The 19,382-nt window shown below is 52.6% G+C and carries 18 protein-coding genes; 8 read left to right on the top strand and 10 right to left on the bottom strand.

Annotation, left to right across the window (positions count from 1 at the left end):
• Window positions 1-263: 263 nt before the first annotated feature.
• Window positions 264-1,346: a tyrosine-type recombinase/integrase gene (locus tag ACR0C3_RS11080; RefSeq protein ID WP_480431046.1), complete on the bottom strand. Its 1,083-nt coding sequence runs from the start codon at window positions 1,344-1,346 to the stop codon at window positions 264-266.
• 811 nt (window positions 1,347-2,157) lie between these two features.
• Here ACR0C3_RS11080 and ACR0C3_RS11075 point away from each other — a divergent pair.
• The 4 genes from ACR0C3_RS11075 to ACR0C3_RS11060 all read left to right on the top strand — a co-directional run bounded on the left by ACR0C3_RS11075 (window position 2,158) and on the right by ACR0C3_RS11060 (window position 6,797).
• A complete protein-coding gene (locus tag ACR0C3_RS11075; protein WP_480592377.1) occupies window positions 2,158-2,346 on the top strand; it encodes a hypothetical protein in 189 nt (62 codons plus the stop codon).
• A gap of 494 nt (window positions 2,347-2,840) precedes the next feature.
• A complete protein-coding gene (locus ACR0C3_RS11070; RefSeq protein ID WP_480758478.1) occupies window positions 2,841-4,232 on the top strand; it encodes a hypothetical protein in 1,392 nt (463 codons plus the stop codon).
• A 234-nt stretch (window positions 4,233-4,466) separates the two neighbouring features.
• Window positions 4,467-5,021: a recombinase family protein gene (locus tag ACR0C3_RS11065; RefSeq protein WP_480758477.1), complete on the top strand. Its 555-nt coding sequence runs from the start codon at window positions 4,467-4,469 to the stop codon at window positions 5,019-5,021.
• Window positions 5,022-5,351: 330 nt separating this feature from the next.
• The gene (locus tag ACR0C3_RS11060; protein ID WP_170723119.1) at window positions 5,352-6,797 is read left to right on the top strand and encodes a phospholipase D-like domain-containing protein; all 1,446 of its coding nucleotides are present in this window, start codon (window positions 5,352-5,354) and stop codon (window positions 6,795-6,797) included.
• Window positions 6,798-7,256: 459 nt separating this feature from the next.
• On the opposite strand, the gene ACR0C3_RS11055 is transcribed toward ACR0C3_RS11060, so the two are convergent.
• Window positions 7,257-7,643 carry a hypothetical protein gene (locus ACR0C3_RS11055; RefSeq protein ID WP_480758475.1) on the bottom strand — a complete coding sequence of 129 codons (387 nt, stop codon included), beginning with the start codon at window positions 7,641-7,643 and terminating at the stop codon, window positions 7,257-7,259.
• 1 nt (window position 7,644) lies between these two features.
• Window positions 7,645-8,112, bottom strand: a complete 468-nt coding sequence (locus ACR0C3_RS11050; RefSeq protein WP_480758473.1) for a hypothetical protein — start codon at window positions 8,110-8,112, stop codon at window positions 7,645-7,647.
• A gap of 259 nt (window positions 8,113-8,371) precedes the next feature.
• On the opposite strand from ACR0C3_RS11050, the gene ACR0C3_RS11045 reads away from it, so the two are divergent.
• The 3 genes from ACR0C3_RS11045 to ACR0C3_RS11035 all read left to right on the top strand — a co-directional run bounded on the left by ACR0C3_RS11045 (window position 8,372) and on the right by ACR0C3_RS11035 (window position 11,728).
• Window positions 8,372-10,456 (top strand): alkyl/aryl-sulfatase, encoded by a 2,085-nt coding sequence (locus ACR0C3_RS11045; protein ID WP_425085755.1) that lies wholly within the window; start codon window positions 8,372-8,374, stop codon window positions 10,454-10,456.
• A gap of 93 nt (window positions 10,457-10,549) precedes the next feature.
• Entirely contained in the window at window positions 10,550-11,068 is a 519-nt protein-coding gene (locus ACR0C3_RS11040; protein ID WP_058284048.1) for a DUF1269 domain-containing protein, read from the top strand.
• An 81-nt stretch (window positions 11,069-11,149) separates the two neighbouring features.
• Window positions 11,150-11,728 (top strand): DUF3611 family protein, encoded by a 579-nt coding sequence (locus ACR0C3_RS11035; protein ID WP_170644144.1) that lies wholly within the window; start codon window positions 11,150-11,152, stop codon window positions 11,726-11,728.
• A 5-nt stretch (window positions 11,729-11,733) separates the two neighbouring features.
• Here the strand turns inward: ACR0C3_RS11035 and ACR0C3_RS11030 are convergent, their stop codons facing one another.
• From ACR0C3_RS11030 to ACR0C3_RS11015, 4 genes are all read right to left on the bottom strand, one after another.
• A complete protein-coding gene (locus tag ACR0C3_RS11030; protein ID WP_170644142.1) occupies window positions 11,734-13,551 on the bottom strand; it encodes an SLC13 family permease in 1,818 nt (605 codons plus the stop codon).
• A gap of 48 nt (window positions 13,552-13,599) precedes the next feature.
• Window positions 13,600-14,583: an ABC transporter ATP-binding protein gene (locus ACR0C3_RS11025; RefSeq protein ID WP_480758471.1), complete on the bottom strand. Its 984-nt coding sequence runs from the start codon at window positions 14,581-14,583 to the stop codon at window positions 13,600-13,602.
• Between the two features lie 326 nt (window positions 14,584-14,909).
• Window positions 14,910-15,542 carry a tyrosine-type recombinase/integrase gene (locus ACR0C3_RS11020; protein WP_170621334.1) on the bottom strand — a complete coding sequence of 211 codons (633 nt, stop codon included), beginning with the start codon at window positions 15,540-15,542 and terminating at the stop codon, window positions 14,910-14,912.
• A gap of 112 nt (window positions 15,543-15,654) precedes the next feature.
• Window positions 15,655-16,569, bottom strand: a complete 915-nt coding sequence (locus ACR0C3_RS11015; RefSeq protein ID WP_480758470.1) for an NAD(P)-dependent oxidoreductase — start codon at window positions 16,567-16,569, stop codon at window positions 15,655-15,657.
• Between the two features lie 75 nt (window positions 16,570-16,644).
• On the opposite strand from ACR0C3_RS11015, the gene ACR0C3_RS11010 reads away from it, so the two are divergent.
• Window positions 16,645-17,538 carry a LysR family transcriptional regulator gene (locus ACR0C3_RS11010; protein ID WP_480758468.1) on the top strand — a complete coding sequence of 298 codons (894 nt, stop codon included), beginning with the start codon at window positions 16,645-16,647 and terminating at the stop codon, window positions 17,536-17,538.
• A 195-nt stretch (window positions 17,539-17,733) separates the two neighbouring features.
• Here the strand turns inward: ACR0C3_RS11010 and ACR0C3_RS11005 are convergent, their stop codons facing one another.
• From ACR0C3_RS11005 to ACR0C3_RS10995, 3 genes are all read right to left on the bottom strand, one after another.
• Window positions 17,734-18,207 (bottom strand): GNAT family N-acetyltransferase, encoded by a 474-nt coding sequence (locus ACR0C3_RS11005; protein ID WP_480758467.1) that lies wholly within the window; start codon window positions 18,205-18,207, stop codon window positions 17,734-17,736.
• A 76-nt stretch (window positions 18,208-18,283) separates the two neighbouring features.
• Window positions 18,284-18,655, bottom strand: a complete 372-nt coding sequence (locus tag ACR0C3_RS11000; RefSeq protein WP_170621331.1) for a VOC family protein — start codon at window positions 18,653-18,655, stop codon at window positions 18,284-18,286.
• A 48-nt stretch (window positions 18,656-18,703) separates the two neighbouring features.
• Entirely contained in the window at window positions 18,704-19,381 is a 678-nt protein-coding gene (locus ACR0C3_RS10995; RefSeq protein ID WP_480758466.1) for a methyltransferase domain-containing protein, read from the bottom strand.
• Between the last annotated feature and the right edge of the window lies 1 nt (window position 19,382).

The following is a 19,382-nucleotide window of genomic DNA, read 5'->3' as shown; positions in this document are numbered from 1 at the left end:
GCTACGCTCGAAAGCTTCGATTCTGTTGTGGTTTCATCATGATCGTTAACTGTACTGCGCAGGTTGAACGGGTCGGTGCCCGTAGTCAACCAGCGCTATTTCGCGCTATTTCAATAGCTTCACGCGGGCCTGTAAAAAATTCCAATCCTTGAAGAAATGGCCTTGTACTTCCGTTGCTTGCACGGATATACCCGTCGGCGGAGACGTGGCCGAGTGGTCGAAGGCGCTCCCCTGCTAAGGGAAAACTTGGTAAGAATATTCCCTTATTTTACAATACGTAAGCGGGAATCTAGTTCGATGTTGCCAGATTTTTGCCGAAAGTCCCACCCATGTTCAAGCAGGCGATCCGCTAAGTCGTCAGGTGCAATCTTTCTATAACGATTGGCCATTTCGCTCTTTGCCCAGCCCCCGAGGTCCATGAGCCCACCGAAGTCTCTTGTCTGAGCGTAGTACCAAGTTGCCCAAGTATGCCGGAGAACGTGTGGTGTCACATCTTTTCCAAGGCCGGCCGCATCTCGGGCCTTGTTAAACGACGCTTGCATTTGGCCGCCGCCATTCTTTCTCAACTTGATCGGTTTTCCATATGGTGTGCGGAACATGCGTCCCGACTCGGGCAACTCCCCCATTAAACATACAGCACGGCTAGGTAGCCGTACCAAGCGCTCACTCGATACAGTTTTACCTGCGCCGTCCTCCTCAGCAGGAATAAACTGTTGAGAGGTTGCTGGATTCCAATCATTAATGTCCGCTGCAAAGCACTCTCCTGTTCGGCACCCAGACCCCAAAAGGAAAGCAATCTTCTTGAGTGTATACAGTTCGGGCTTGTCGTGGCGCGGCAGGGTAAGTTGGGCGGCGGCTTTCAACAGCGCCTCAGCTTCTTCTGGATGGAGCCAGCGAACTCGCTTGTTATCTGTGGACGGCCTTTTCCGCTCTCCCCTGGCCCAGCGAACTACCGCGGTGATCGGTACACGCACTTGGCGTCTGCGAGTTTCGGGAACTGCGTTGGGGTACAACTCCATGGCACAGTTCACGATTTCCAACTCTCCAATTTGATCAATTGTTGTGTACTTGCCGAAATACCCGATGAGTTTTGGCAGGAAACGTGCTTCACCACCATCGTCGACGTAGCCCTTTGCCGCCTCCCAAAATGGCACCTCTTTGTTTGTAGGAATAGCTAATTGGGCCGCCCATTCCTCTTTATAAAGTTGCTGGGCCTTAGCGCGAGCTACGCCTTTGAGGCTTTTGTCACGGATGCCAAGGCGTCGGCGAATCCGCCGCCCTTCGATTGAAAACGAGACCGCCCAACCTTGCTCCGTCCACTTCGGTTCCCAGTCTTTCTTTGGCATTTTAAAGCCTCTCTCAGTTCCTCAATGTGTTCCGGGTAAAACACCTTTTTGTTGCCGCGCCGTTCGTAACATTGATGCTTTGCTAGAATGTCTGTCAGGCTTCTTCGTGAAATCCCCAGAGCTCGGGCTGCGTCATCCATGCCGGCTGGTTGTACTATCCAGTTTGGGCTTGTGTTCATCTCTGCGCATCCTCCACGGCTCTGAGTGAAAACCCAATCGGAAGTGTTCTGCCTTGGTCTATGTACCGACTGCCTGTTAGCTGATTTTCGATCATTCGAGCACCGATTGAGTTTCTTCTGCTCGCTTCATCGATACTTTCGGTATGCAGTCAAGAAAAATTATTATTACAAAACATGAACTTGCGTCTACTCCAGGTTGACTTTTCAGATTGAACTGCTGGGGTCAGGAGGGCGCCTCAAAACACATTTTTGCTGCGTTTTGAATTGGCTGCGCGTTTCTTTGCCGGAGTTTAAGTTGACACCTCCGATATGACCTCGGTTGAGTGGAAAATTTCATTACCATAGGGCGAGTCACGGAAGCGTGATGTATGTTTCATCTGCGATGCAGAGACGAGTACCTGCGCCGACGTTCACAGATCAAAACAGATACATCTTCTGTCCGTACGTCAGAACAAAATGGCAAACATACAGAACAACGCAGACCTCGTGTGCGCTGTGAAAGAACTTGTGGAGAAATGAGAGCATTGCTCCCTCCCTTGGTTGTTGATTTTAAAAGTGTGTATAGTGTGTATAATGATTCGACTGGCGCGTCAACATTTGACGCATTGTGTGTATAGTGTTAACTTAAGGTCATGGAAAAACTCTCAGAAGAACCGCCCAAAAGGCTACAAATACTAATGACTGAGGATGAGCTGGCGCTTGTTCGCCAGTACACACATCAGAACGAGATCTATGGACGATCTGCCGCGATCAGAGCGCTTGTTCAGGCGGGCTTGAAAGCGGAACAAGCGGCTGGTCGCTTTGATCCAAACCGAAAATAGGTGCCAGAACAGGCTTGTGAAAAATGTGTTCCAACCTGTGGAATTTGGTTTCTTTTCGATGACGTAATGGGGGGACGATCAGAAATTTAGTTTTTCACTCGTTCCCAGAACTGCCGGCATACAGACTCATTGCCGCCGGCAGGTTTCTTAAATTTTCGCAAAACTCCCAATCCTTTAAAAAGTCTGAAACCGCGTTCGTGCCATGTCCTTTGTTGCGAGCGGCGGAAGCAAATTCACGTCTTGAACAGACGTGAAGGCAGCACTGGTCGCAGGAAATTGCGGTCAGAGGCACGGAGTCAAATAAGCTGAAAACGGCAACCGACCTTTGGCCATCGAGCTGAAGGGCAAAGGTTGTGAAGAAGAACAACGCGGGCAGATCCCGCGAACAGAGAAAGTGTGCTCAGAGCAGAGGTGATCACCGGAAGCGCAAGCGGCAATGCAGGCAAGCGAAGCGGATTTATGGCCATGAAGTGCTTCGGCCAAGAACACTAAGGATGGCAGGGAAAAAGGTGGGCTATCATGGCGGCTTTCGACTTGGTCCAGGCTCAGCAAGGTATCGGGAAATGTCCGCCATGGTGGCTGAAATGGCAGCCGAGGTCGGTCACGACCTATACCGGCCCGGCAAGAAGAAAGCAGCACAACTCCTGTTGGGCTTGCCCGACAACGAGTATCTCGCGATCTGCTATTCCGCATACAAGCACGACAAGCGGCTACCGTCCGTTGCTTTAGTTGATACGACACAAACTGCCGCCAATCTTCAGTATCATTATGAGGTCAAAGTCAAAGGCCAGGCGCAGTTTGCTGCTCTGACATTTCCTGCCTTGGAACGCCGAGTCTCAATCGATGGCTATGAATCCGGTTTGGCGTTGGCATTCAAACGAATGAACAAGCTAAAGAAGGCCCTCAAGAAATCCGGACTAGGTGAATTTGTATACGCACAGCTAGAAGCACCCTTCGAACCAAAGACAGAGACCTTTTATCTCCATTTCCACATATTTTTGACGTTCGACTTCGGTGATCAATGTCGTAAGCAGGCATTGACGTTCATCCACGAGAACACGCCTTGGCTGCAAAGTAAGGCGGGGGTCCAACTAAAGCGCATTGCCGACGGAGATGTTGCACGGTTCATTCGATATGGCACGAAGCCGAGCGTGACCGCCTATGAGATTGCCAAATCAGAGAACATGAGGGTGTTTGAAGCCTTCCTAAATGTTTCTAAAGGCAGGAGACTCACGAGGACAGAAGGGGCACTCAAGACGACACTCAAGCAGCTCAAAGACCAGGGCCGGCGAACAGTATTTCATAAATGTGAGCGGACAGGCCAGTCTAATGTGGCCTTGGTTGAGAAAGGAACAATGAAGGATCTTGAGAAACCAAGCCCCGGCGAAACAGCTACTGTCGAAAAACCCAGCTCTCCTAGAAAAAACATCTACTGTGGGGCTTGTCGGCCGGTAACTTCTCCTGAGGGACGTTTGCTTGCTTTCGGTATGGTACAGGACTTTTGTGAAGACAGCTTTGACATTGGTGCGGGAGAAGGTGTTGCCGGCAGTTTGTTTGAAGCCAACAGAATCGCCCGTAGTTCATGGGAGCGAAATACGGGCAAGTGCTACGATCTGAAGGAGTTTCTGGCTCCAATCACAGATGACATCATGCGGCTCATAAAGGACGCAGATGTACAGAGTTACACGGTAATCGTATCCCCCAAAATTCTAGCGGCACTACGGGAAATTAAGGAAGAGCGAAAATCGGGTGTCCGGCGGGCAAAGCCAAGTTCTAAGAGTTACGCTCCTGAAACATCATTTTGGAGCAAGTTGAAGTTCTGGGGTTCTAAACTTGTTGCTGGGGTCAGTCGGATACGTGTCCCATACCTTGATTGGATACGGTAATCAAACGTCAACGGCGACTAAACAATTCTTTGGAAAGTGGTTTGTAGGCGATAGCGTTAGGGCTCCTGTTCGAAAGTCGGTATGACTTCTGAGTTCGCCAGGATTGTCTCACACAACCTTGGTTATGTGACAGCAAACCGCCCAGCGTAAATTCTGGTGAAAACAGTCTCGCATACATTGTCGTGACATTGAGACAGCGACATCTCAATAGGACCTAAGATTGGAGTAAGACAGTTGCTGATTGGGTATGCAAGAACATCCACCTTGGAGCAGGGCTATGGACTGGAAGCGCAGATTGAGGCTTTGACGAAGTATGGAGTCCAATCGGATTTCATCTTTTCAGAAAAGGTATCGAGCCTTTCAGATCGTCCTGAATTGCAAGCAGCGTTGCGAAGCCTTCGTGACGGCGACAAGCTGGTGGTAACCAAGCTGTGCCGTTTTGCGCGTTCGGTGACGCACCTGGGGAGGCTTTTGCAAGTGGTGGAAGCCAATGGCGCTGACTTGGTTATCGTAGACATGGGTGTGGACAGCTCGACTGCGACAGGAAAGCTCATGCTGAATGTTCTGGGCTCAGTTGCTCAGTTCGAGCGAGAAATCATGCTGGAACGCCAGAGGGAAGGCATTGCGAGGGCCAAGGCAGATGGAAAATACAAGGGCCGTGCTCCAACGGCCCAGAGACAGAAAGAGAAGGTATTGGCGCTTAAGGAAGCTGGCGTCCCCGTCGCGCAGATCATCGATCAGCTGAACATTTCCAGAGCCAGTTACTATCGTCTGGTTAAGGTTCAATAATTCTTGGCCACTCTGAAACAAATTAAGCGGTTGCTGGGAAGAATCGAAATGAGCGTCGGTGGTTCATTTATTCGCTCGCCGACACGTGACCTAGATCGCTAAACATGGGCGGGAAGCAGACCTTCGCTGCACCGTTCATCGAGGTCCGCAGAATGGAGCTAAGCAGGCGTTGGTAAGGCTCGGAGACGGCCTATGAGGTGCGCCAAGCGTGACGCCAGTGGTAGAACGGCTGGATCCAAGCATGTCAAAAACAAACTTTCTGCACCCTTGTTAGTCAAAAGAGATAGTGTGAGGCTTCAAGTGGTATAGCTGCATTTGGGGGATCGTATTTTGAGCCTCGTCTACCTGTGGGCATTTCTCGTCGCGCTTGCGCAGGTGTCTTTAGCCTTCGGAGTCACTGTGCATGCCGTTCTGAGAAAGCGCGATACGCGCGCGGTGATTGGCTGGTCAGCTCTTGCTTGGCTTGCGCCGTTTGTTGGCTCGTTGGCGTACATCATACTGGGCGTCAATCGGATCAACCGGGCTGGCACACGGATGGGCCTGTCAGACACCATGCGCCGAATTCCAGGTTTCTCTCTCTCGGAAAGTGAGAGAGTGTTGTTTGAAGAGGCTAATATCCAACTACCTCACTTGGCCGGATTAGCCCGTGCCGGGGAAGCTCTTAGCGCAAAGCCACTCTTGCCGGGAAACACGGTCGATTGCCTGCGAGATGGTGATGAGGCCTTTCCGGAGATGATCGCTGCCATAGATAGTGCCAAATTATCGGTTGGATTGTTGAGCTATATTTTTGACAGCGACCGAGCAGGAGAAGATTTCTTGAATGCGCTCGTCCGCGCCAAGGATCGCGGCGTGGTAGTGCGCGTTCTTATCGACTGCGTTGGCGCGCGCTACAGCAAAGAAAATATGGTTACTCGTTTGGAAGAGGTGGGCATTGAAGCCGCGAGTTTTCTTCCTACGAGCGGGTTCTCCTCACGCCGCTTTTCAAACCTCAGAAATCACAGAAAAATCCTTGTTGTGGATGGCTACATTGGCTTCACAGGCGGCACCAATATTCGTGAAGCGCATTGCCTGAACCTCGATCCCGAGGCGCCGACACAATGCCTGCATTTCAAATTCGAGGGACCGGTTGTAAGCCATTTCAAACAAGTGTTTGTCACGGACTGGGCCTTCACTACAGGTGAGCAGTTGAGCGGCCCGGCATGGTTTCCAGAGCTTACCCGCCATGGCACAGTCTGGTCGCGGGGGATTTCGCACGGACCAGACGAGGATTTCGAGACGCTCAGCAAACTCATTTTCGCAGCGCTGTCGGCCGCGCGGGAACGGGTGCGTATTGTCAGCCCTTATTTCCTGCCAGATTCTCGGCTGATAGAAGCGCTTTCAGTGGCGGCGCTCCGTGGCATCAAGGTCGAAATCTACCTGCCATCCAACAACAACGTTAAGGTTGTCGAGTGGGCAGCTATGGGGCAGATTGGGCAAATTTTGGAACATGGTTGCCGGGTTTTCTTCACCAAGCCACCGTTCGATCACACGAAACTCATGCTCGTGGACGACGTTTGGGCTCTTGTTGGAAGCACAAATTGGGATCCCAGAAGCCTGCGATTGAATTTTGAGTTCAATGTTGAATGCTATCATCGAGAGCTGTCGGAAGAACTCCATGCCATACTTGACTCAAAAGCACTTGGCGCTCGAGAAATCAGCCTCGAAGAGATCAATGATCTCCCGCTTTTGACCAAATTGCGCAACGGTTTCGCCCGGCTACTTTCCCCTTACCTGTAGGCAGCCAAACTTAGCCTTACACCCGAACGTCCAAGCGAGCGGTCTGAGAGGTAGTTCTTTTTTGGTATCCGCAACGCCCTTAAAAACTTGACCCAAAATGGACAATGCAGAGGGTTTGTCCGAAATTGAAAGGGAAGGCTGAACGTCCCTTTGTCTATTTCGCGGTGTTGAAAAGTTGCGCCAACAAGCTCGTGTGGCTATCATCTTGATATGGAATTTATTGTGGGTGGCATAGTTACGGTTGTTCTGGTGATTTGGGGCGCGGCCTCATTTTGGCGAGCGCCCTCAAATGACCAAAAAAAGGAAAAAGACAAAAAGTAGCGGCATCGTCTGCAAGCACTTTGAGCACGCCTCATGGGATGCATCATCTTCCAATTCACCAAACAAACGTATTCGCCGACTTTATGGATAGCGTTGCAGCTACGACAGGGTGGACATTGCCCCCTTTATCAATAGACATTACCCATCGAATACTCGCGACCAGGTCTCCTGATCCAAAAGCGAAACGAGTTGATCACGTGAGTCGATTACCGCGCTTATCGCCCGATCTCTTTCCCGATCCAGTTCACTAAAAATGGCTCTTGTGGACGATGCCGATGCTGATTTGTCCGTGGAACCGAGAATGGCATTGTCCGCAGAACCTTCGACCGCGGCACGGAACCGATCAACGGCAACTTCCAAGTCGCTCACAATTTTCAAGGCCGCGGTCCGGACATCGCTGTCTGCGGGCGAAATAGCCTTATCCAAGGCGGGACTCAGCGTATTGGGCTCCAGAAATGATGGTGCTAAATCAGACGATCCGTCCAAAAAGAAAGTGACCGCCGTTATCGTCGCAATTACTGGCATATCATAACTCCAAGCTGGTTCCCAAAGCGACTAAGTCTGCCTTTTCGTACAAAATTTCAGCAACTTCCGGCCAGTAGTCTTCCGGGACTGCTGCCTGCAATTGCCCCTGCAATACCAGCAGGTTATCGCGTTGCGAACGGCGTTCGGAGTCATATCTGTCTGAAACAGCTACCAACTTGGAACGTTTTACAGAGCGGTTGGCGGACAACCGGTAGAATTCTTCAATAAAGGCCGCGTGCGCCTGGATCATCAGTGTTGAATTCGCCTCAATCTCCCGGGCGACCTGAACCAGATCTGAGCCATCATAAGAAGGTATCCGTTCCAACGCGGCTGTGAGCTCAGAATTTATGTCGCCGATCGAACTACTGCGGTCGAACGGGGCACAACTTGAGATGCAACAAAGAGAAGCAGCAGCGGCCAGATTGATAAAATCTCGCCTCGACAGAGAGGCATTGCAGGTAGCTGCCATCGTGTTTCCCCCTGATCTGTGATCCACCTATTTTTAGATCGCGTCCTTTGTTGCCGTGCTCACTGAAGACGGCCCAATCTTCAGAAAACACTCAGGTATTCAATACATCCGCGAGCCATGCTGGATAATGAGCCGCGCAAGACTGCCTAAATCTTAATCGTTCCACAATGACATTTAAATGTTAGGATGTGAGGCACTGCTTTTCAGACAATTTTATCAATAGGGGGGAAATACGATGGCACCTAATCGGCGCGACTTCATGAAAACTGTTCCAGCAATTGGGGCCGCGTTTGCGGTAAGTCCTACTTTTTTGTCGGAAGAAGCAGCAGCACAAACCACATCGACAGCCGCGCCATTAGAAGGCCACTTTCACCCTAAAGGAAAAGCACCGTCCGAGCACACGCTCAAAATCCTGGCCGAAGCGAAAGAAACACTGCCTTTCTCAGACACTCAGGACTTTGACGAAGTTGCCAAGGGTTTCATTGCCCAGATGCCGGAGCCACAGATCATGGCGGATGCGGGGAATGTTGCCTGGGACCGGGGTGCATTTGATTTCATCGACGAGCAAGACGAGTACGACAGTATCCACCCGTCATTGATGCGTATCAGCAAGCTGAATCAGAACTATGGTCTGTACGAGGTAATACCCGGCATCTATCAGGTGCGCGGGTTTGATTTGTCCGACATCTCATTCGTGCGCGGCAAAACGGGTTGGATCGCCATTGACCCACTGGTTTCGGCCGAAACGGCGCGAGCCGCATGGGAATTGTTCTCGGAACACAAAGGCGAAGGGTTGCCGATTACAGCCGTGATCTATTCACATTCCCATGGCGATCACTGGGCAGGAGTTCGCGGCATCGTTTCGCAGGAGGACGTCGATTCCGGGAATGTCGAAATCATTGCTCCGCGCGATTTCATGGAACACACAATTTCCGAAAACGTGTTCGCGGGCAACGCAATGAACCGCCGGCTATTTTACCAATATGGTCTGTTGTTGCCCGTGGCCCCGCATGGGTTCGTCAATCAGGGTCTCGGCAAGCGCGTTTCAGCAGGTGCCACTGGCCTGATCGCGCCAACCCGGATTGTCGAGGACGACATCGAAGAGTTCGAAGTCGACGGCGTGCGGATGATCTTCCAGAACACACCTAACACTGAAGCGCCGTCTGAGATGAATACTTACATCCCAGACATGAAGGCCCTGTGGATGGCAGAAAACGTGACGGCCACGTTGCACAACATTTATACATTGCGCGGCGCGCCGGTACGTGATGCCCTTCGATGGTCAAAATACATCTCTCGTGCCCTGTTCCTGTTCGGGCAAGAGGCAGACGTCATGTTCGCTTCGCACCATTGGCCGCGCTGGGGCAATGACCGCGTGCAGCAGGTTCTGAGAGATCAGCGCGACCTTTATGCCCATATGAATAACCAGACCCTGCATCTGGCCAATCAGGGCGTGACGATTAACCAGATACATCACCACTATGAACCGTCACAGGGTTTGCAGCAGACATGGCATACACGTGGCTATCACGGCTCACCTCAGCACAATTCGCGCGGCGTTGTTCAGCGGTTCCTTGGATTCTGGGATTGCAATCCCGCGACCCTGATACCGTTAGAACCAGAAGCTTCCGCTCCGCTCTACGTCGAGATGATGGGCGGCAAAGATCCAATTATGGCCAAGGGTTTGGAACTGCACAATGCAGGGCAATATTTCGAAGCGTCCGAGATTCTGAACAAACTGTTCCTGTCGGATCCATCAGATCAGGAAGTAAAAGATTTGTTAGCCGACGTTTACGAACAGCTTGGCTACCAGCAAGAGAACCCGGGCCTGCGGAATAGCTTCCTGTCCGGTGCCTATGAACTTCGCTCAGGCATCCCCACCGGTGAAACGGCCGACACGTCCAGCCCAGAGGTGATACGCGCGATGTCGACTGAGCTCTTCCTTGATTTCCTTGCGATCAAGATGGACAGCCGCAAGGCCGAAGGCATCGAGTTTACGATGAACCTCAGCACGCCCGACAATGGTGAGATGTTTGCGATCGAACTGGCCAAGGCAACACTCACAAATGTCGAAGGTTTCGCCTTCGATGAGCCAGATCTGACTCTGACCTTGAACCGATCCGATCTGGAACTTGTTATGACCGGAGAGGCTGATTTTGAGGATTTGCTGGCCGACGGTCGCGCGACGGCTGATGGTGACGTCAGCGTTCTGATCAAACTCGCTGGCGCCATGGTTGAGTTCGATCCTCTGTTCGAAGTTTTGCCTGGCACAAGTACCGGTCCAACTGAGGTAGCAGAGGCCGAGCCGTTGCAGGCAGTGACTGGTCAGGTCGTTATCGAATGATGTTTTGCGCGGGTCCTTTCGGACCCGCGTTACCCACTTTTACACTCCAATACGATTTTGACGATGTAATCCAAAACACCCGAGGAGACTTTGATGGCTGATCTTGTTGTTCTTTCATTTGATGGTGTCGACAGTGCAGATGCTGTTTTGACAAAACTACGACAACTCAAAAAACAGGAATTGATCGACCTGCTGGATGCCTGCGTGGTTGTGCGGCCCGAAGAGGGAGACATACACATTAAGCAGTCAGTGAACATGACCCGAATTGGCGCCAGTACCGGCCTGAGCACCGGTGCAATAGTGGGTATGTTGGCTGGTATTCTTGTTCTCAACCCACTCGCGGGCATGGCCGTGGGCGGTTTGGCTGGGGCGGCAATGGGCGCGCTTGGCGGATCCCTTTCCGACTACGGCATCAATGATGATTTCATCAAAGAACTGGGCGAGACCATCCAGCCAAATTCATCGGCTCTGTTTCTGCTTGTCGCCAAGGCCACACCGGACAAAGTGATCGCCGAGATAGAACAATACGACCCGAAGATACTTCAGACGTCCCTATCGCAGGAACAAGAAGACAAACTCCGCGAAGCGCTCGCCGCTGCGCATAGCCAGTGATTTTTGATAGAGATCGGTTGCCAAGCCAAAGTGTGGACGACCTTCTTGAAATCATAGGGTTTAGGTTGGGAGCACTGCAATATGGTAGGCGAATCCGCGAATTGGCATGGGGAAAACACCGGGCGCGTCGCAGATGCGCTCGTCAAGCTTGGCCAGATCGGTTTCTGGGTTCAGCTGGTTTTTTTGATCATTGTCGTTGTACTGGGCAGCGTTGTCCTTGGCGTTGTCGGAGGTGGCGCAGGCGTGGGCAACGTGTTGTCCTTCTTGGGTTTGATCCTGCCCGCTTTCACCACATTTTGGTGTTGGCATTATTTGTCTTTGGGACGAAAGCTGAAAGAGACTGGAGATGACCCGTCAGCCGCCCGGCTTCAAAGTCGCGTGTGGATCGGCGTTTGGGTCGGAACGATCGGCGCTGTTCTGACAATCGTGTCACTGTTCGGAGCCGCATTTGCGCTTCTGGTCACAATGCTGGCCAACCCTCAAGTCGGCTTGCAGATATCCGCAGCTGAAACTGGTGTCAGCCCCTACACGATTTCGGCGGTCGATGCAGTCAGCATCATGACCCTACTTTTGACGCTAACCGCTGAGTTGCTTGTTGTAGCGATTTCTTTGCGTATCGTTTTCCTGATCTCTCGTTCTTTGGGAGGAGAGGATGCCTGAAACCTTTAATAAGGGAACAGCATTGGAGCGATGATCACCGCGACAGTGCCGGTCAGTATTGTGAGCGGCACACCGAGTTTGAGGAAGTCAGCAAAACTATACCCCCCGGGTGCAACGACCAATGTGACTACAGGTGTTGAGATCGGAGTCGAAAAAGACGCGGATGCAGCGATCAGAACACACAGCGCAACTGGGTATGGCGAAATCCCAAGTGCTTCGGCGGCTGAAATAGCAATCGGCGCAACAAGTACCGCAGAGGCAGTATTGGATAGGACTAAGCCCAATAGGGCCGTTAAAACAAAGATCGCCGCCATGACTGCGCGCGGACTGGCTTCTCCGACAAGGTAAAGCAGTTGGTCAACGATTATGTCCGATCCGCCCGTAGCCTGCAGCGCGTCAGCAAGTGGCAACATCCCGGCGATAAGAACGAGGCTTGGAAGCTTTACGGCGCGATAGGCGTCTTCGGCGGACAGAGTGCGAAGCAAGACTGCCGCTACCGCGGCCATCAGTACTGCAGTAGTTATTGAGACGAGTTCTGAAACCGTCAGGGCAACCATCGTGACCATGATGGCAATCGCAGCCCAAAAACCCTTAGCTGCTGGTGGGACGGATGTCCGCTCATTTGGGAACGACAGAAGCACCAACATATCATGCCTTTCAACCGCACGATCCAAGTCTTCCCATGATCCGGCAAGCATAAGGCGATCGCCTGATTGCAAAACTGTAGTATTGGGGTTTTCGACGGGCTCGCTGTTTCTCACCAGGCCAACTATCTCAATCCCTTTGGTTTCGAACCCGGGTGCATCATGCATTTGTCGACCAATCACAGCAGCTTCGGGGTGGATCAATACATCCGCGAGACCCAACTGATCGATCCAAACAGCGCTTGATTTCTGAAAACCCAAAGTTTTGGCAAACAACGCATTGGTTGATAACTCCGCCAGTGCGTCTTGGGCTCCTCGAATGAAAACTATGTCACCCGGTAGCAGTTCCATACCTTCACGAAACATGGCTGCAAGGTACTTTCCTTTGGCGCCAGGCCTCAGTCGAACGAGTATTGCCGTGCCACTTCCCGTCAGCTTGTCAACGTCCTCTGAGAGTACCTTGCCAGTGACCCTGAAAGTCGCGGAATGTACATCCAATCCAAAGGTTTCCCACATACCTGCAAGCGTCGTTCCGGAAATTGCGAACTCTTGCTCATCAGGGGTAGACTTGGTCTTCAACCGGTAGCGACCCCAAAACAAAACAAACAGGACTGCAACAACCAGAACCGACGCACCGATCAGAAAAAAGGAAAACAAACCGAAAGGTTGGTATCCCTGCGCCACCAACTCATCACTTACGACAAGGTTCGGAGGCGTGGCGATCAGGGTCAGCATGCCACTTATCAACGCGGCATAGGACATTGGCATCAAAAAACGAGCCTTGTCGTTTGCCGTTTCTTGAGCAATTCGCAGAATGACCGGTATGAAAATTGCGACGACGGCTGTAGAGCTCATAACGCTCCCCAGAAGCGCCGTGCTGATCATTATGAGCACCAGCAATCCAGTTTCACCACGACCACCGTGCCGCATGATGGCGTCCCCAACTGCGCGAGCAACGCCGGTTCTATCCAACATTTCGCCCAGCACAAGAAGGCAGGCGACAAGGATCACAACGCTGTTCCCAAAGCCCGATAGGCTCTCCCCAATCGTCAGCGTGCCGCTGAGGGCAAGCGCAAGAACAACTATCAAGGCAACGAAGTCATAGCGAACACGGTTGCTTGCCATCAGCACACCCGCGACGGCGATCAGAGCGAACACAAATCCGGCTTCATTCGTCATTATTTTACCCCCTTCAAACGATAGGGCGTCTATTCATGCGTGCAAATTTCAGGTGGTCGCGTCAGCCATATCCACGCCTGCTTCCCGCAGCAGTTCAAACTTCACAGCCGTTGCACTGACCTGTCGATAAAAGGCAATCAGCTGCCGCGTTGGGCCCTGAAGACGTGTCAAACCTACGGTGGCGGCGACGACTGTGCCGACATCCGTATTGCCTTCCAGGACCTGCCAACCGCCCACGACAAGAACACCCACCGTCCCGGCTCCGTTAATGGCGCTGAGTACAAATTTCGAAGACAGCTTCCAGACGAATATCCGGGAGCGGGTATCGTAGATCTCGTCAAATTTAGGAGTGATCTCCGTGGCCGAGCGATCAGGGTCAACAAGCCAGTTTGTGGCTTTGCGTAATGTGTGAACTCTGTCTGACACAAGGGAGTTTACACGCGTCTGGACGAGAAGAACGATAAACACCTGAGGGATAATCATACCGATTGCAATCAGCCCCAGAGAGGGTTGATTGGCTGCAATATATCCAACAATCACAACGAGGGTTCCGGCTTGTACGATGGGTTCAGACAAGGCGCTACCGGAGAACTTTCCTACTTGTTCCGCTTCGGCCGACACCATTGTTGCTTTGGCACCATAGGCAACTTTCTCGGAACCCCCTGGGTTTTCGCGAGACAGATTGCAAATACGCTTGCGCAGCTTGCGGATCATGTCCTCGCCAAGGACGCTCGAAAGATACCCCAGCACCCATTTCAGCGCGAGGCTCAGGGTTATCACCGCGCCCATAGCAGCACCAAGCCACAGTAAGCCTCCGGGGCTTATGTTCTTTTCGGTCAGACCGTTCACGATTTCCTTCTGGTAGTTCAGTGGAAACGCCGCCAGAGCGGCAATGGCCAGAGACAGCAAGATGTTGACCACCTGACGATGTCCCGTTGTTCTCAAGATAGATTTGTAAAATTCGATCACTCGATCCCCCAAAATCCAAGAGCACCTTTGCTTGAAGGTGCGGGTGCATTGTTGTGACTGCACCCTAACACTCAATCCAATCTGAATATAAATCTACCTTTTCTCCGGCCTAAGCGACTACGTTTGTGACGCTCGGCTTCAGGAGTAAACAGATGAGTGCAACACATACAGTGGGAATTGAGAGTGGCCGCTGAAGTCCAATCCTGGAGCAGCGTAGCTGCATTAAATAGTCGAGAGATCTCGAGCACGATTTGTAGGATTAGCCGAATTTCAGGTTGACCAAAATCTGAGATTAGTACGAACGTCGGCTCTTGATCAGCTGCAACGCAGCATGTGATTGTACATTTTGATGTCCGGTTTGGGCCGCCCTTATCGGGCGGCCCAGCCCTTTAGATTTCGATGGCTTCTGCGATGGCTAGCGCATCTTCCAATTCGACGCCCAGATACTGGACGGTACTGTCCATCTTGGTGTGGCCAAGTAGAAGCTGAACTGCTCTCAAATTGCCGGTTTTCTTGTATATCTGGGTGACCTTCGTCCGGCGCATCGAATGCGTGCCGTATGCAGTAGCCTCTAGTCCAATGGACGTAACCCAATCCCTGACAATCCGTGCATATTGCCGTGTCGAGATGTGAAGCCGCTCATGAAACCGTCCTGGCCAGAGAAATTCGGACCCGACCATCAGCGGATCTTCCATCCAGCGTTCTAGCGATGTCCGCGTTCCCTCCATGATCTCGAAACGAACTGGCTTATTGGTTTTGCTCTGAAGGACGGATGCTCGTTCTTTGATCTGACCAGTCGCCATGACGTCCACAACTTTCATTTTGACCAGGTCGCAGCCTCGCAACTTGCTGTCGATGGCCAGATTGAATAGCGCGAGGTCCCGATGGTTTTTCGCCAATTCAAGTCGAACGCGGATCGCCCAAACATGCTTCGGTTTGAGCGGACGTTTCTGGCCGACAATGCGGCCTTTGTTCCAGGCGGGTCTGAGCGCACGAATGGCAGGCAAGTTTGGTATTTCCATGATTGATCCTCCGATCCGCCACGCCCTCCCACAACGACAACCCGACGTTGACAGGAAAGAATATCATGGGGGTCGAATGATGCGGCAAATGCCTGCTCAGAGCCCCATCACATCAGGCATCCGTCATATGCTGAACCAGTGAGGTCAGTTGTCTGTCACCATAACCATCGTCCCAAGCCGACTTGGTGCGGTCATGCATCAACCGGATGAACTCGGCTGGAGCATTTACAGACTGGAAAGTCTTCAGCGCATCCTCTTGCGCCAATGCGTAGACTTTCAACGAGGCTTCGGCATTGTCGTAGTCTTCGGTCGGAACAGTTCTGGCAAAGAGATCATGGTAGTCATTGACCAATTTGATCGTGGCAGGGAGTTGGTCTGCATAAACCTGCATCGGGATGCCCGCTTTCTGGCAGACAAGTGCACCGTAGATCATTCCAAACATGAACCCCTGCCGAACCGCGAAGAGGCCGGCAAAGAGCGCGGCAAGTGCCGCTGGTTTCTCTCCAACATGGGCGGACTTTCCACCCAATTCACTGATGATGTTGCCATAACAGTCCCAGGTTCCGGCACTGCCCACCGTGAGGATTGTGGTTTCGTCACCGCCAATGCCGGAAGGGTAGGCATTGATCATGCCCAGCATGTAGCCAGTCCCCTGTTTCTCCAGGATTGCGACCAGTCTATCGGCATCCGAAGTATCGCCCGTGCTCATGTCGCAGATGGTCTTACCCTTTAGCGAAACACTCAGCCCGTTGACCAGTTCAACAGTTTCCTTGTGGCTCTTGATACAGATGATGACAAAATCAGACGCCGCAATGGCATCATCCGGTGAAGAGCAGATCGTGGCGCCAGCCTCAGCAAAAACCTCTGCCTTTTCCGACGTGCGGTTCCAAACGCTGACATCGTGGCCTGCCTTGAGCAGGCAATGCGCCAGCGCTGCCCCCATGTTTCCCAGTCCCAATACAGCAAGTTTCATGATGTTAGTCTCCTGTGCCCGCCAATAAATTCCTGCTCCAGCATGCGCCGGCATCGGGGGATCACATAGTTGTAAATTTTTCTATATTGTTAGATGATCTAACTTATGGATTGGCGCACGCTTCCCTCGTTGACATCTCTCAGAGCCTTCGCCGCCGCTGCCAAGTTTCGAAATCTGACCCGGGCGGCAGAGGCACTGAACGTGACCCATTCTGCAGTCAGCCAGCAAATCCGCGGGCTCGAACAACATCTCGGCACCCGGCTTATCACCCGCACCCGGCACGGCATTTCTCTGACATCGCAAGGTGAATTCCTGTCGGCTGGCCTGCTTGAAGCCTTCGCTGAAATGGCCTCCGTGACCGAGAGCGTATCGAGTGCGGAGGCGGTTCGACCGTTGGTGGTCAGCGCGACTCCGATGTTTTCAAGCGCGTTCCTCATGCCGCGTCTGTCGACGTTTATTGACGAATTCCCCAATATCGAATTGAGGATCGATTCAACGATCCAGGCTGTCGACCTCAAGCCGGGCGGAATTGATATGGCCATCCGATACGGAACAGGTCGCTGGAATGGGCTTGTCTCGCAGATGCTGCTACCAGGCTGTCTGACGGTCGTCGCGTCCCGCGAACTAATCGGAAACCGGGTGCTCACGAATCCGGCAGAATTGCTTGATTTCACTCTTCTTCAGGAACAAGCGTCAGTCGAGTTTGACCTGTGGTTGGAAAAGGTCGGAATTCCGCCCGACGCCGACCGGAGAGTTGTCCGCATGCCGGGCAACATGCTGCTGGATGGCATCCGCCGAGGTGACGGGATCGGAGCGACGGTACCGGCCTTTGTCTCTGACGAGTTGAAGTCCGGACAACTCGTGGCACTGTTTGATGATCCAATACCGCAGATCGGCTATTACCTTGTCACGCTGCCCGGTCCGGTTCGACCAGCGGCAAAGCTGTTCGTGAAATGGCTTTCGAAATCAATCACTGAATATGAGAAAAGCCTCTTCCGATGGACGCCCGCCCACTTGCTGTAGGCGGTAAAGAGCACCGGCTAGAGTTAAATGAATCTGATCTTGCAAGATAACGACCCGATAATGCTACGCTATGAATGAAGGTCCGCTCTTGGGATACCGCACCGCGGCGCCAATGGCTGCGATGAATGTCCGGTCTGGGTCGCGAGTTACGACACACTCTGAAGCTGGCGATGTGCCAGAAATCGGACAATTCTGTCATTCTGTCGCAAGTTGAAATTTGAGGAAGGTCGCCCCGTCATAGTCGACTTCGCCAACCCGCCAAGCACCAAGTCTGTCGAGTGCCCGCAGGTTCGTGCGTGACGGTGGTAAAAGGAAGGTCACATACGGGATGCGTTCATCGGAAATTGCAAAGTCGATCGCCTTTCGCGAGATGCGCGGCCCGAGGCCAAACGTGTCGGGCCGCAAGACCAGTCCGAAATCCCACTCGGTTCCTTCTTTTTGAAATCCACCCCAGCCGACATATCGGTCATCGGACAAGAATGCCCAATGTCCAAGTCCGTCACGGTGCCAACACTCTTCCTTTTTGGCGACAAACCGCGCCACTGTCTCGGCATTCCAAGTAAATCTCAGAAGCGGCATATGCTCGGCGACACGAGGGTCGGACATGTGCGCTAAGATTTCGGCTGGGTCGATTTCCGACAATCGGACGAATTTTATTTCAGATCTCATTGCGGCGTCTTTCGATGTGCTCGTCGCTCATTGTCCGCTGGACGCGATATTTCAACAGCCAACTCTTTGCCTGCTGTCACGCTGGGACATACGCATTCAGTTTGTTGCCATCCAGATCCCGGAAATACCCTCCGTAGAAACCATGATCTCCGCGTGTGCCGGGGGGTCCCTCATCTGTTCCGCCAAGTTCGAGGCACTTGGCGTGAAGCGTATCGACGGCTTTTCTGTTGGTCATTTTCAAAGCGACCATCACCCCGTTTCCAACGCTTGCCGGTGCCCCATTGAATGGACAAGCAAGGCATAACGCAGGCTCGGCCCTTGAGCGGCCCCATGCGGCCATATCGCCGTGTTTCCAAAGGCGGTTTGCGCCCACGCTCGAAAACAAGGTGTCGTAGAATTTCAGCGCGGCCTCGAAGTTGTTGGTTCCGAGGGTAACATATCCGATCATGCTTGATCTCTGTAATTCTGTGGGCGTCATTTTCAACTTTAAGCTCGGCTACAAAGACACCTGGGTTGCTGCGCCAGACCGCCTTGCAAGTAAGGTCGAGGCCGGACCATGGCTCGGAATTGCCCGCACTTCAAAATTTTCGAAACGCTCGAATGCCTGCATCAATCGGGAGCGGGACATAAATCGGCCGGTCCCGCGAAGCAAAAGCGCCTGGCGCATCAGGCCGTCGGCAAGGCCACGGGCAGGCTCATCCGCGCAAAACGCGAGACAAAGTGCGCCGCCGGCTCGAACAACCCTGCAAAGCTCAGTCAAAGCCAGATAGGGATCGGGGACGGTTTCCAAAGCCCAAGCACAGGTCACAAGATCGAAGGTGCCATCCTCAAACGGCAAGGACTCCAACCGTCCTTGTATCTTTGGCACAGGAATGTCGGCGCAGCGCGCAAGCATGGCCGCGGACGGGTCGAGAAGGGTTATCAAATTCGGGGGCATACCCTCGGCAATCAATGCACGTGCCAGATTGCCGGTGCCGCAGCCAGCATCCAAAAACTTCGAATTCGGCGTCGCAAGTGCACGCACCAGGCCTTCCAGAGCGGCCTGCGCCTCACCGCCTGCATGACGCAGCCAGCGATGATGAAGTTTGTCATAACGAGGTGCGAGTTTGTCATAAAGATCAACCGCATCGCTTATAGGCGTTTCTGCCAACATCTCTTTGGTCCAATTGCTCATT

Source organism: Ruegeria sp. CK3 (genome assembly GCF_056536565.1).
The sequence above is the reverse complement of the archived record's forward strand: the minus strand, read 5'-3'. Positions and strand labels throughout refer to the sequence as shown.

Coding starts and splice junctions, on each gene's coding strand:
- ACR0C3_RS11005 (WP_480758467.1), bottom strand. CDS start 18,207: ATGAGATCTGAAATAAAATTCGTCCGATTGTCGGAAATCGACCCAGCC.
- ACR0C3_RS11040 (WP_058284048.1), top strand. CDS start 10,550: ATGGCTGATCTTGTTGTTCTTTCATTTGATGGTGTCGACAGTGCAGAT.
- ACR0C3_RS11050 (WP_480758473.1), bottom strand. CDS start 8,112: ATGGCAGCTACCTGCAATGCCTCTCTGTCGAGGCGAGATTTTATCAAT.
- ACR0C3_RS11030 (WP_170644142.1), bottom strand. CDS start 13,551: ATGACGAATGAAGCCGGATTTGTGTTCGCTCTGATCGCCGTCGCGGGT.
- ACR0C3_RS11080 (WP_480431046.1), bottom strand. CDS start 1,346: ATGCCAAAGAAAGACTGGGAACCGAAGTGGACGGAGCAAGGTTGGGCG.
- ACR0C3_RS11070 (WP_480758478.1), top strand. CDS start 2,841: ATGGCAGGGAAAAAGGTGGGCTATCATGGCGGCTTTCGACTTGGTCCA.
- ACR0C3_RS11055 (WP_480758475.1), bottom strand. CDS start 7,643: ATGCCAGTAATTGCGACGATAACGGCGGTCACTTTCTTTTTGGACGGA.
- ACR0C3_RS11075 (WP_480592377.1), top strand. CDS start 2,158: ATGGAAAAACTCTCAGAAGAACCGCCCAAAAGGCTACAAATACTAATG.
- ACR0C3_RS10995 (WP_480758466.1), bottom strand. CDS start 19,381: ATGAGCAATTGGACCAAAGAGATGTTGGCAGAAACGCCTATAAGCGAT.
- ACR0C3_RS11045 (WP_425085755.1), top strand. CDS start 8,372: ATGAAAACTGTTCCAGCAATTGGGGCCGCGTTTGCGGTAAGTCCTACT.
- ACR0C3_RS11015 (WP_480758470.1), bottom strand. CDS start 16,569: ATGCCGGCGCATGCTGGAGCAGGAATTTATTGGCGGGCACAGGAGACT.
- ACR0C3_RS11035 (WP_170644144.1), top strand. CDS start 11,150: ATGGTAGGCGAATCCGCGAATTGGCATGGGGAAAACACCGGGCGCGTC.
- ACR0C3_RS11020 (WP_170621334.1), bottom strand. CDS start 15,542: ATGGAAATACCAAACTTGCCTGCCATTCGTGCGCTCAGACCCGCCTGG.
- ACR0C3_RS11000 (WP_170621331.1), bottom strand. CDS start 18,655: ATGATCGGATATGTTACCCTCGGAACCAACAACTTCGAGGCCGCGCTG.